Origin of the sequence: Flavobacterium gawalongense (assembly GCF_007097265.1) — a bacterium.
In the GTDB taxonomy this organism is placed as follows: Bacteria; Bacteroidota; Bacteroidia; order Flavobacteriales; family Flavobacteriaceae; genus Flavobacterium; species Flavobacterium gawalongense.
In genome coordinates, this window is sequence record NZ_VJZP01000052.1 from 1 (window position 1) to 11,301 (window position 11,301).

General features: G+C 33.8%; 14 protein-coding genes. 7 read left to right on the plus strand and 7 right to left on the minus strand.

The genetic code is table 11. The features are described from left to right. Nucleotides 1–106: 106 nt before the first annotated feature. From FNW38_RS16650 to FNW38_RS16660, 3 genes are all read left to right on the plus strand, one after another. Entirely contained in the window at nucleotides 107–499 is a 393-nt protein-coding gene (locus tag FNW38_RS16650) for an OB-fold protein (RefSeq protein ID WP_143388860.1), read from the plus strand. 13 nt (nucleotides 500–512) lie between these two features. After that, nucleotides 513–1,388, plus strand: coding sequence for a DUF5777 family beta-barrel protein (locus tag FNW38_RS16655; RefSeq protein WP_143388861.1), 876 nt, complete (start codon nucleotides 513–515; stop codon nucleotides 1,386–1,388). A gap of 111 nt (nucleotides 1,389–1,499) precedes the next feature. Then, complete coding sequence (locus tag FNW38_RS16660; RefSeq protein ID WP_262710411.1) at nucleotides 1,500–1,640, plus strand: DUF1731 domain-containing protein; 141 nt, start codon at nucleotides 1,500–1,502, stop codon at nucleotides 1,638–1,640. Nucleotides 1,641–1,642: 2 nt separating this feature from the next. Here the strand turns inward: FNW38_RS16660 and FNW38_RS16665 are convergent, their stop codons facing one another. From FNW38_RS16665 to rmuC, 4 genes are all read right to left on the minus strand, one after another. After that, nucleotides 1,643–2,182 (minus strand): YceI family protein, encoded by a 540-nt coding sequence (locus FNW38_RS16665; RefSeq protein WP_143388863.1) that lies wholly within the window; start codon nucleotides 2,180–2,182, stop codon nucleotides 1,643–1,645. A 186-nt stretch (nucleotides 2,183–2,368) separates the two neighbouring features. Further along, nucleotides 2,369–2,917 (minus strand): acyl-CoA thioesterase, encoded by a 549-nt coding sequence (locus tag FNW38_RS16670; RefSeq protein WP_143388864.1) that lies wholly within the window; start codon nucleotides 2,915–2,917, stop codon nucleotides 2,369–2,371. A gap of 5 nt (nucleotides 2,918–2,922) precedes the next feature. Further along, a complete protein-coding gene (locus FNW38_RS16675) occupies nucleotides 2,923–3,288 on the minus strand; it encodes a 6-phosphogluconate dehydrogenase (protein WP_143388865.1) in 366 nt (121 codons plus the stop codon). A gap of 5 nt (nucleotides 3,289–3,293) precedes the next feature. Next, a complete protein-coding gene (gene rmuC, locus FNW38_RS16680) occupies nucleotides 3,294–4,664 on the minus strand; it encodes a DNA recombination protein RmuC (RefSeq protein ID WP_143388866.1) in 1,371 nt (456 codons plus the stop codon). A 138-nt stretch (nucleotides 4,665–4,802) separates the two neighbouring features. Between rmuC and FNW38_RS16685 the strand changes: the two genes are divergently transcribed. Further along, nucleotides 4,803–5,450, plus strand: coding sequence for a Pr6Pr family membrane protein (locus FNW38_RS16685; protein ID WP_143388867.1), 648 nt, complete (start codon nucleotides 4,803–4,805; stop codon nucleotides 5,448–5,450). Between the two features lie 471 nt (nucleotides 5,451–5,921). Here FNW38_RS16685 and FNW38_RS17565 read toward each other — a convergent pair whose 3' ends face one another. After that, nucleotides 5,922–6,095: a hypothetical protein gene (locus FNW38_RS17565; RefSeq protein ID WP_185963165.1), complete on the minus strand. Its 174-nt coding sequence runs from the start codon at nucleotides 6,093–6,095 to the stop codon at nucleotides 5,922–5,924. A 170-nt stretch (nucleotides 6,096–6,265) separates the two neighbouring features. Between FNW38_RS17565 and FNW38_RS16690 the strand changes: the two genes are divergently transcribed. The 3 genes from FNW38_RS16690 (at nucleotide 6,266) to FNW38_RS16700 (ending at nucleotide 9,092) form a co-directional block, all read left to right on the plus strand. After that, nucleotides 6,266–6,841, plus strand: coding sequence for a pseudouridine synthase (locus tag FNW38_RS16690; protein WP_143388868.1), 576 nt, complete (start codon nucleotides 6,266–6,268; stop codon nucleotides 6,839–6,841). A gap of 74 nt (nucleotides 6,842–6,915) precedes the next feature. Then, entirely contained in the window at nucleotides 6,916–7,371 is a 456-nt protein-coding gene (locus FNW38_RS16695; protein WP_143388869.1) for a tRNA (cytidine(34)-2'-O)-methyltransferase, read from the plus strand. 113 nt (nucleotides 7,372–7,484) lie between these two features. Then, complete coding sequence (locus FNW38_RS16700) at nucleotides 7,485–9,092, plus strand: class I SAM-dependent methyltransferase (RefSeq protein WP_143388870.1); 1,608 nt, start codon at nucleotides 7,485–7,487, stop codon at nucleotides 9,090–9,092. Nucleotides 9,093–9,215: 123 nt separating this feature from the next. Here FNW38_RS16700 and FNW38_RS16705 read toward each other — a convergent pair whose 3' ends face one another. Together FNW38_RS16705 and FNW38_RS16710 are read right to left on the minus strand one after the other, a co-directional pair. Continuing rightward, a complete protein-coding gene (locus FNW38_RS16705; protein ID WP_143388871.1) occupies nucleotides 9,216–10,001 on the minus strand; it encodes an ABC transporter ATP-binding protein in 786 nt (261 codons plus the stop codon). An 88-nt stretch (nucleotides 10,002–10,089) separates the two neighbouring features. Beyond that, nucleotides 10,090–11,121, minus strand: coding sequence for an iron ABC transporter permease (locus tag FNW38_RS16710; RefSeq protein ID WP_143388872.1), 1,032 nt, complete (start codon nucleotides 11,119–11,121; stop codon nucleotides 10,090–10,092). Nucleotides 11,122–11,301 lie beyond the last annotated feature (180 nt).

Sequence of the window (11,301 nt, forward strand, 5' to 3'; positions counted from 1 at the left end):
TAAGGGTAAGCGCCTTAAAGCTGGGTGGGATAATCAATATTTGGAGAAATTAATTAATTTATGATGCGTTTGCCCTGTATTTTTGATAAATAAATCATAAAATTACATGAAGAAATATAAAATAATAGCTGCGTCACTTTTACTGATTATAGTTCTTGTTGGGGGGTATTTGTTTATTTATAAGAAACATCGTGATATAGCAAATGAAGAAGGAAGTTATAATGTGAGCGCCAAAGCAATTATTTTAGAGTTTCAAACTAATGAATCGGCGGCTAACACAAAATATTTAGATAAAACCATTATTGTAAGTGGAAAAATTTTTAGTATAGATTTTGAAACTCAATCTATGGTTCTTGATGAAAAGTTGTTTGCTGCGTTTTTAGAAGAAATCCCCATAACCATCCTGCCCAACTCTGAGGTAACAATCAAAGGGCGTCTTATAGGGTACGATTCCTTATTGGAAGAACTAAAATTAGATCAATGTATAATTATAAATTGAAATATGGATAAATATGAAAAAATTACTTTTTGCATTAATGTTTCCGATTTTCGCTTTTGCTCAAGATGATTTGTTGTCTGAAATTGATGTTCAAAAGACAAATACAAATGAGGTATCTGCATTTAAATCGTTAAAAATTGTAAACTTAGAATCTACTAAATTAATTGGAAAAGGTGATTTTTATTTTATTGTTGCACATCGATTTGACTATTTGAATAAGGGTTTTGATGATTTTTTTGGACTGGATAATGCTAATACGCAATTAAAATTTGCTTTTGGATTGAAAGATTGGTTGACAGTGCATGTTTCTAGAAGTGGTTTTCAGGAAACATATGATTTGGGAATAAAGTATTTATTAATCTCACAAAAAACAGAAGGATTTCCTGTAACAATTGTCGGATTTAACAGTCTAGCTATAAATACTGAAATGAAAAAAGTTAATTATCCACTGATTCAATTTGAAAATCGTTTGACGTATGTGACTCAACTATTAATTTCTAGAAAAGTAACCGAGAAATTATCTCTTGAGATTGCTCCTACTTATTTTCATGAAAATATTGTTAGGGATATTTTGGATGAAAATAAAGAGGTTATATTACCCAACCCACAGGATAATAATCAGTATGCAATTGGTTTAGGAGGAAGATATAAATTTGCAAAACGGTGGTCTGTTAATATGGATTATGCGGCTCATTTAAATCGGGCAAGTCAATCTATCTATAAAAATCCTCTTTCTATAGGTGTCGATTTAGAAACAGGAGGACATGTTTTTCAAATGCATTTTACCAATTCCAAAGCGATGCATGAATCTGGTTTTTTAGGACAGACTACTGGTGATTGGAGCAAAGGAGAAATTGCTTTTGGGTTTAACCTAGTAAGAGTTTTCTAAAATATGGGGGAATTGATTTAAATAGAATATTTTCACTTTCTAATAAAATTTTTTATAAGAAAAAATAAGACATCGTTTTTACTTGATTAGGCAGACAAAGGCCCTCCTTTTATAGATAAAATTGTAAGGAGTGAAATGTCCAAAATAGTATTGAACGGACGAAGAGTATCATCAGAAAAACTGGAGAAATTAGCGTTCCAATTTAAATATAAAAACTTGGAGGAGGCTCTTAGGGATTGTTTAGCTAAATAGTTTTATTGTAAAATACAATAAAGCTGGGTATTCACATTTTTGGATACTTTACTTCGCACTATAAAGGGAATTTCGATTTTGAAATCATCAGTATTTAAAGGAAAATTAGTATTTAATTCGATTCCTTGAACTCCCTTTTTGATGGTACCCAATACTATGATTTTTTTTGATTTACCATGCATGGTAATTTTTCCTGTAATTTGATATTCAGTTGCATTTGAGTCAATATTTTTCAAATCAAATTTCTCAATTCTGCCTTTGAAGATGGCTTTAGGAAATCGATGACTCTGCATGTAATTTTTATTAAAATGTTCCTCCATCAAACTTCTTTCGAATTGAAAATTTTTGATGATGGCAAAACAGGTTATTTCCCCAGTTTTGGTAATCAAAACGCAGGCTATTTTTTTATTTATTGCTTTTACTTCTTCAAAGAAAGGAACTGAAGCCTCAAAATTGATGATTCCTTTATTAGTCGTCATTTTTTCTTGTGCAATAGCAGTATTAGCTATAAAAATCAGGAAAAGGAGCGTAATTTTTTTCATAATCGTTTATGAATTAAACTACTTAAAGTTACGAAATTTCAAGGGAATATTTTTACGATTAATGATAAATAATCGCATTAATATAAACTTATTAAGCCGTTTGTATAAATATGAAGTTGTAATTAAGGTTTGAATTTTTAAATCTTAAATCTATTGATTTTAGTTAAAAAAAAAGGCTGAAATAATCTAGTGTAACTTTAACTGCACATTATACTTTTCAAGGCTTGCCAGCGATTCAGGGGAACTATAATCAAACTCTTCTTCGTGTAGGTCTTTTTCCTTTTTTAAAGCTATTTGTTTGATGCAATTGCAAAAACGGCGTACTTCATTAAGATTGGATAAGATTAATCCTGGAACCAGAACACTTTTGCCTTCTTTATCTTTGGCAACCATGGTAAAATAGGAGGAATTACAATGTTTTGTTTTGCCTGTTTGAATATTCTCGGCCTCAACCCGAATACCTATAATCATAGAACTATTACCTACATAATTCACACAGGCTTTCATCGTAACCAATTCGCCTACTTCTATCGGTTTTAGGAAATTTACTGTATCCACTGAGGCGGTTACACAATAATTCCCTGAAAATTTTGAGGCACAGGCAAAAGCTATCTGATCGAGTAATGATAATATATAACCACCATGGATCTTTCCGCTAAAATTAGTGTGGGACGGTAGCATTAATTCTGAAATACTGATATTAGAAGAGGCGACAGTTTTAAAAATAGTATTCATAAAATTTATTTTTGATTAAAGGGTGAAGCTTCTTTTTGAACGGATGTTACAAAATATCTCGTTTCTCCCCACCAGGCAAATGTTCGGTATCTTTCTACGTAGGTTAATTTGACATAATTTCCTTGAAGTCCTTTCAAATCTTCAATCACTTTTTTGTCGCTGTCCAAAACAGAAAAACTAAAAATCTGAGCTCCTGAAATTCCCTGACTTAATTCGCCTTCCCATGTTTTTATGGCCATTCCTTTATGGCTCAATTTTATGAGTTCACCGGAACGAATGCCTTCACTGTAAGGAACGTAATAGAGAAATGCAAAATAACAAATCAAGACCAGTGTACCGATTCCTAAAATAATTCCTAAAATTCGTTTCATTTTATTTAGTTTAATAATTGATTTTCGTCTTTTTCTGCTCTGTTCAATATGCTTTCAGGGAGTGCTTTTTTTGCTTTGGCTCCCATCTTTTTCAATTTCTCTACACTTACGATTAAGTTTCCTTTTCCTTCCACCAGTTTATTCATGGCGCCACTGTATTCAATTTTGCTTTCGTCTATCTTCTTACCAATTTTGATTAAATCACCTACAAAACCTTCAAATTTATCATACAATGCACCAGCTTGTCTCGCAATTTCCAAAGCGTTTTCCTGTTGCTTTTGGTTGGTCCACATGCTGTCAATAGTTCGTAAAGTAGCTAATAAAGTAGCGGGCGTGACAATAACAATGTTTTTCTCGAATGCTTTGTTGTACAAACTTGTATCCTCATTCAACGCCATGGCAAAAGCGGGTTCTATTGGGATAAAAAGCAATACGAAATCAGGGCTTTCTATTTGATATAAATCATGATAGTTTTTGTTGCCTAATTGCTCTACATGGCGTTTTATCGAATTGACGTGTTCCTTTAAATACCCATTTTTTAAAAAGTCATTCTCTTCATTAATGTATTTTTCATAGGCCGTCAAAGAAACTTTAGAATCGACAATCATCTTTTTGCCGTCAGGCAGATTGATGACAACGTCAGGAAAAACGCGATTTCCGTCCTCAGTGGTGAAAGCTTGTTGTACTTCATATTCACGGCCTTTCTCTAATCCTGATTTTTCTAAAACGCGTTCTAAAACTAATTCGCCCCAATTCCCCTGCATTTTACTATCGCCTTTCAAAGCCTTGGTCAGGTTAATGGTTTCCTTGCTCATTTGAATATTCATTTCTCGCAAGCCCAGAATTTGTTGACGCAAAGCCGCATGATAATCAATACTTTCTTTGTGTGTGTCTTCTACTTTTTTTTCGAATAATTGAATTTTATCCTGCAAAGGCGACAGGATATTTTTCATGTTTTCCTTGTTCTGTTCCGTGAATTTATTGGACTTTTCTTCTAATATTTTGTTGGCGAGATTTTCAAATTCCTTGGTAAATTTTTCTTGTAGTTTCTCGACTTCTTCTTTTTGTTCTTTGTTGCGTTCCCAAAGATTCTCGAAATCTACTTCTTTTTTAGAAAGCTGAATTGCTAAACTGTCTTTTTCGTTTCGAATGCTTTCTTTCTCAGAATTGGTGTTTTCTAATTGCTTTTCAAAGGCTGTTTTGTCAATAGCAATTTGCTCTTTTAGTTGATTGAATTGGGAAGAAAATGCAATTAGCTTTTCTTCTAAACTAATTTTTTCCGACTGAAATCGGGCAGAGAAAATGAGTTCCCCAATGAAAATGCCGATGGCGAGAGCAACGATGAAAATCAATAAAAACGGAAGCATATTTGACATAAAATTTCTTTTTGTAAGTTTGTAAAAATAAACAAAAGTTTCCTTGTTTCCTTTCCGAAATCAAAATACTATCTCAAGTTTTAGCATACATGGATTTGTAAATTTTAGCCATCAATTAATCTTTTATACTTTAAGAATATGCAGGATCAATCAATAAAATTCCATTCTCGTTTTTTTGCAATTATAGCTATTGTCGGTTGGTTTGCTGTTTTATTGCAATTGTATCTTATAATTTTGAATCGTGTGGCTTCACTTCTGGAAACGATTGTCCGATTTTTTAGTTTTTTTACGATTCAATCGAATATTCTGGTTGCGTTGTGTTTTACTTTTCTTTGGCTAAAGCCAAAATCCAAATGGGGATTGTTTTTTTCGAAACCTAAAAATGCAACAGGAATTACTTTATACATCATAATTGTTGGGCTTGTTTATAATGCAATTCTGCGGTTTTTATGGGCTCCATCGGGTTCGCAAAAAGTAGTGGATGAGTTATTGCATTTGGTCATTCCGGTATTGGTTTTCGTATTTTGGATAGTATTTGTTCCTAAAAAAGAATTGGAATTCAAAAACATCTTTCCGTGGTTGATTTTTCCTTCCGTGTATTTGGTTTATACTTTAATTCGGGGCGCCTTTTTCGGTTTTTATCCTTATCCGTTTATTGATGTCATTCTTTTGGGATACAGTCAAGTCCTTATTAACAGTTTTTATATGGTATTGGCTTTTCTTTTTATTGGAGCACTGTTGATAGCTTTTGGTACAATTAGAAGTAGAAATTCTAATAAAAATTAGTTGCTTTAATTTTTTCAACTAAACCACTATGGACAAAAAGCCCATAGATTTGGTTGGCAGACTGAAAGTCTGCAAGAATGAAAAATGTAATACTTAAACACGAATTTCACTAATTTTCACAAATTAATTCGTGGTAATTTGTGAAATTCGTGTTTGATTTTTTTTAGAAGCTAAAAGCGAAATGCACTAAAGTGCATAGTTTTAAACTATGCTTGTGACCCATAAAAAAAGCCAATAAGAAACGATGCACTTATTGGCTTATTAAAAATAAAATGAATTCTTATTCATCCAGTTTTATATTTCCTCTGTCTTCCTGATTATCCGGATGTTTATTAGGATATCGATTTGGAATTATATCAGAGTTATGATCTTTATTCTCTACCATTTTTTTAGCTTGTTCTTCAGAAACATTCGCGGTATCAGAACTTAAATTTTTAGGAGTGCTATCCTCATTCTATTCCAAGGTTCCGTTTATATTACGTGCTCTTTGAACAATTTTTGATTTCCATGATTGTCGGTTTCTACCTCTGATTTCAGATGTGATACTTCAGGATTCGTATTTTTGGCTAGATTCTCACCGCTAAATCCTTCGTTTATATTTTGCTTATTATTTGTTTTTTTTGAGCCTAAATCGTTGCTTTCCATAATGTTTAATTTAAAGTTAATACGGTTAATTTCTATAATGTTACGTCTTTTATAGTAAGGAATTCAATCATTTAACATAGCTTTTGGTTTGTATAGGTAAATCTATTGCCACTCTATTTTAAATGCGACTAAAACAAAACTATCTTTGCGCTCACAAATAATAAAATAAAATGTCTCATTCTCATTTCATCATTAACAAACCCTACGGTTATCTGAGTCAGTTTATTTACGAATTAAAAAGAAAAAAGAAACTACTGGGAGAATTGTACGATTTCCCTAAAGGAACGATGGCAATAGGCCGTCTTGACGAAGATTCCGAAGGATTATTGTTGTTGACCACGGACGGGATGATGAGCGAAATCATTAGAAGTAAAAAAGTAGACAAGGAATATTATGTCCAAGTTGATGGAATTATCAATCAGGAAGCCATTGAAAAATTACAAGAAGGTGTTGAAATAGGTTTCAACGGTATTAAATACATAACGAAACCTTGCAAAGCTTCATTGATTAATGAAATTCCTGCTTTTGGCGCGCGAGGAAAAAAGATTCGCGATGAACGTCACGGTCCAACTTCTTGGGCTTCGATAACGGTGAATGAAGGAAAGTTTCGCCAAGTCAGAAAAATGACTGCCGCTGTTGGTTTTCCTACCTTGCGATTGGTTCGTGTTCGAATAGGAAACGTACATCTGAATGATTTACAGTCGGGAGAAGTTAAAGAAGTAGAAAATTTTCAAATAGAAATTTAAGGGATAGGATATGAATTTTTCAATCTTTTAATTTTTCAATCTTTTAATTTTTCAATCTTTTAATAAAGTATAAAATGTTAAACATCGTTTTAGTAGAACCTGAAATCCCTAATAATACTGGGAATATTGGTCGATTGTGCGTGGGCACCGAAAGCCGTTTACACTTAATTCATCCTTTTGGTTTTGTTATCAATGATAAAAATCTGAAACGTTCCGGCTTGGATTATTGGGTGCATCTTGATGTTGCGGAATATCAAAATGTAACCGAATGGAAAGCACGGATTCCTGATTTATCCCGAGTTTTTCTGATGAGTTCCCATGCCGATAAATCGTATTTAGAGAATGATTTTCAGGATGGTGACTGGTTGGTTTTTGGGAAAGAAAGTGTGGGTTTGAGCGAAGCTGTTTTGAACGAATTTCCCAATCATTTGACGATTCCAATGTCACCACTAATTAGAAGTTTTAATATCGCAAATTCTGTTGCGTTTGTCATTGGCGAAGCAAAAAGACAAATAACTAGTAAACGGTAAGTTGGAAATTTAGAATTGTAAAAAGTAAGGCAATTTTGTGGATGGAATTTCATATATTTGAGTAGGTCATTCCGGATTGAATTGTGTTTTTTTCTCCTTTAAAACTTACTTTTATGATTGATAAAGTTATCCTTAGAAGTACCATTTTCAAACATTTGGATGGTTTGGTTACCGCACCTGTAGCGTATGTTTTGCATGAAAAAGGAGTGCTGTCCTATATTCTTGACAAAAAAGAAGTCACACTTACGGAACTTAGTTCGCAATTTAAAGCCAATGAAGGCTATCTCAACGTGGGTTTACGTGTTTTGTGTTCTCAAGGATTTCTGGATTATCATATCAATACTACCACAGATCAAATTAAATTTAGCATAAACGATAAAAGTGCCATTGCTTTTTCGATGTTCTATTTGTATGAAGATGTACTTGATTTGCTGCATTTCTCAATGCAATTTCGTATGCGATTATTAGATGATATTCCATTCGTTCGATTGGGTTTAATTTTCGATTTATATGCAACTAATTATGGGATTTTATTCTCCAATGATCCCACAACCAATGAAATTCAACATCAGATTTTAACGCATATTGAAGGTTGTTTGGTTGGACCAATATTAGTAAGACTTGGTATGAATGGGATGTTTCATAAGTATTTTATGGAAATTTCCTTCCGCCCCGAAGAATTTCATAAATCACCCGAAAATTTCAAAATCATTCTGGATTTCTTTGTTGATTTAGGTTGGTTTACACAAAAAAAAGGCAATTATCAGTTTACGGAAAAGGGGTTGTTTTTTGCCAAAAGAGCCACTGCTTATGGGGTGACGGTTTCTTATTTACCCACTTTCAGTAAAATGGAGGATTTGCTTTTTGGTAACCCAAATATACTCCGAACGGTTGCCGAAGGTGAAGATGAAATTCATGTGGATCGAGAAATGAATGTTTGGGGAAGCGGAGGTGCGCACGATACTTATTTTAAAGTCGTAGATGAGATTATCATCAAATTATTTAATTTACCTATAGAAGACCAACCCAAAGGAATCTTGGATATGGGTTGTGGCAATGGGGCATTTATAGAACATATTTATACTGTAATCGAAAGACAAACCCTACGCGGAAAAATGCTGGATGAGTATCCTTTGTTCCTTGTTGGTGCCGATTATAATCAAGCGGCTTTGAAAGTAACCCGAGCCAATTTGATCAAAGCAGATATTTGGGCCAAAGTAATTTGGGGAGATATTGGTCAGCCTGATTTGTTAGCCAATGATTTATTGGAAAATTATAACATCGATTTGAAAGATTTGCTGAATGTGAGAACCTTCTTGGATCACAACAGAATTTGGGAAATGCCAAAACATATCACCAAAGACAGAGTGAGTCATTCAACAGGAGCATTTGCGCATAGAGGAGAGCGAATCAGTAATAGTTTAGTCGAAGATAATCTATTGGAACATTTCAATAAATGGTCGCCTTATGTTAGAAAATTCGGATTGTTAATGATTGAATTGCATACCATTGCCCCAACTTTGACCGCTGGTAATTTAGGGAAAACGGCTGCTACGGCCTATGATGCCACGCATGGTTTTTCAGACCAATATATAGTCGAAATTCCCGTTTTACACAAAATCGCTGCTGAAGCGGGACTGTATCCTGATGCTAATTTCTTCAGGAGATTTCCGGATTCTAATATTGCAACGGTGAGTATAAATTTATTGAAAGGGGGTTGATGAGTATTCAGTGTTCAGTCACAGTGTTCAGATGGCACCATTATACAGTTTTCAGTTTTTAAAACTTTGTGCCGTTGAGCCTTCGTGGCAAAAAAGAATGTCTTTGTAGTAAAAGCAGACTAATTAAACAATCATGAATTTTCCTTTATCAGCGTCAAAAACAATATGCTCGTCTTTGAATAAGGTATTAAAACTTCCTTTTGCGATAAAATTACAAGGCTCGTCTTGAAGCACTGTTTCAGGTGTCATAATAATCATTTCATCACTCAGTTGTATCGCCATATCAATATCATGAGTAGAAAATAAAATACACTCTCCAGTTTCATTAGTAAGCTTTTTTAAAAGTTTGAATAAAGCCACCTTATGTAATAAATCCAAATGGGTAGTGGGTTCATCCAAAATTATTAACGGAGTATCTTGTGCCAAAGCTCGTGCAATCAATACTTTTTGTAATTGCCCGTCACTTATCTCATAATGTTTTTTTGTTGCTAAATGACTGATTTGAGTCAATGCCATAGCTTCGTTAACTTTAACAATATCAATATCGGATAAAGTTCCAATCCAATTCGTATAGGGTTGTCGGCCCAATGCCACTAACTCAAAAACGGTTAAATTACTTGGAGGTAATTTTTCGGTAAGAACAATACTTAAATTTTGAGCTAACTCTAAAGGATTGTAGGATGTGATTTTTTTATCATTCAAAAAAACATCACCGTGTAGCGGTTTTTGAATTCCAGTTATTGTTCGCAATAAAGTCGATTTTCCAATTCCATTCGCCCCAATTAAAGCAATCAGTTTTCCTTCTTGTAAATTCAAGTTGAGGTTTTTGGCAATAGATATCACTGAGTTTTTGGTTTTATAACCAATGCTTAAATGTGATGTTGTAAGTATGTTTTTTTTGTTGCTCATTTTTTACCACTAATTATATGAGTTTTTTGCCACGAAGGCTCAAAGACTCAAAGTTTTGAAAACTGAAAACTGTTTACTGTCCTCTAAACTATCCCATCATTTTTCGTTTGCGAACCAATAACCAAATAACAATCGGTGCACCAATTATCGAAGTCACAGCATTGATAGGCAAAGTAACTTCCATGCCCGGCATTTGTGAAATTACATCACAAATAAGCATTATTGCAGCTCCTAAAAATAATGTACTCCAGTACAATACGGAATGGTCACTAGTTTTAAATATCAATTTTGCTATATGAGGAACTGCCAAACCAATAAAGGCAATTGGACCTGCATAAGCGGTAATACTGCCAGCTAAAATACTCGTTGCAAAAATGATAATCAGGCGTGCTTTTTTGAAATTCAGGCCTAAACTACGTGCATAGTTTTCACCCAAAAGTAAAGCATTCAATGATTTGATACTGAAAATACTCAAAAGCAAACCAATTCCCACGCAAATGGATAAAATTAGGATCGATGTCCAAGACAAATTTCCAAGGTTTCCCAAAGACCAAAAAGTGAATTTCTGTAATTGTTCCGCTGAGCTGAAATAGGTGAGTACGCCCACAATCGCACTGGTAAAACTGCCAAACATCAAGCCCACAATTAAGATTGCCATCGTATCACGTAAACGTTGCGAAACTAATAAAACCAATAATAAAACCGCAGTACTTCCTAATGTAGATGCCAAAACTACTCCGTAAGAGGACAATAAAAGAGTGCTTAAAAATGGAGGTAACAAACTAGCGCTCAATATAACAAAAGCAACACCCAAACTTGCTCCTGAACTCAGTCCTAAAACATCAGGCCCTGCCAATGGGTTTCTAAACAAGGTTTGCATTAATAAACCACTTATCGATAATCCCATTCCTACTAAAACGGCAGTGATGGCCTTGGGCAAACGATAATTGATAATGATATATTCCCAAGTTGATTTACTTGCCTGGCTACCTGTCAAACTAGTGTAGATTTCTTTGAAAGGAATCGTAATCGAACCGAGACTAATGTTTAGAAAAAACATGATAATCAGCCCTAAACCGATCAGGATAAATAGAATTGTATTTCGTTTTTGATTGTTCAATTGTCGTTTGTTTATACCTGTATTATGTTTTGTGATACTATATTTAATTTTTAAAATGAATTGAAATTCAGTTTTGGCTCCCTCTCCTTTGGAGAGTCCCGACGCTTCCTATCGTGTGGACACATCTTTATGTAAATTCCACCCCTCGGTCAACGATTTAAAGCTTTTTAAACCCAACCA

What these genes read in the sequence shown, in the direction of transcription:
- FNW38_RS16670 (WP_143388864.1), bottom strand. Translation starts at nt 2,917, where the DNA reads ATGAATACTATTTTTAAAACTGTCGCCTCTTCTAATATCAGTATTTCA.
- rmuC (WP_143388866.1), bottom strand. Translation starts at nt 4,664, where the DNA reads ATGTCAAATATGCTTCCGTTTTTATTGATTTTCATCGTTGCTCTCGCC.
- FNW38_RS16695 (WP_143388869.1), top strand. Translation starts at nt 6,916, where the DNA reads ATGTTAAACATCGTTTTAGTAGAACCTGAAATCCCTAATAATACTGGG.
- FNW38_RS16650 (WP_143388860.1), top strand. Translation starts at nt 107, where the DNA reads ATGAAGAAATATAAAATAATAGCTGCGTCACTTTTACTGATTATAGTT.
- FNW38_RS16690 (WP_143388868.1), top strand. Translation starts at nt 6,266, where the DNA reads ATGTCTCATTCTCATTTCATCATTAACAAACCCTACGGTTATCTGAGT.
- FNW38_RS16685 (WP_143388867.1), top strand. Translation starts at nt 4,803, where the DNA reads ATGCAGGATCAATCAATAAAATTCCATTCTCGTTTTTTTGCAATTATA.
- FNW38_RS17565 (WP_185963165.1), bottom strand. Translation starts at nt 6,095, where the DNA reads ATGGAAAGCAACGATTTAGGCTCAAAAAAAACAAATAATAAGCAAAAT.
- FNW38_RS16665 (WP_143388863.1), bottom strand. Translation starts at nt 2,182, where the DNA reads ATGAAAAAAATTACGCTCCTTTTCCTGATTTTTATAGCTAATACTGCT.
- FNW38_RS16705 (WP_143388871.1), bottom strand. Translation starts at nt 10,001, where the DNA reads ATGAGCAACAAAAAAAACATACTTACAACATCACATTTAAGCATTGGT.
- FNW38_RS16655 (WP_143388861.1), top strand. Translation starts at nt 513, where the DNA reads ATGAAAAAATTACTTTTTGCATTAATGTTTCCGATTTTCGCTTTTGCT.
- FNW38_RS16675 (WP_143388865.1), bottom strand. Translation starts at nt 3,288, where the DNA reads ATGAAACGAATTTTAGGAATTATTTTAGGAATCGGTACACTGGTCTTG.
- FNW38_RS16700 (WP_143388870.1), top strand. Translation starts at nt 7,485, where the DNA reads ATGATTGATAAAGTTATCCTTAGAAGTACCATTTTCAAACATTTGGAT.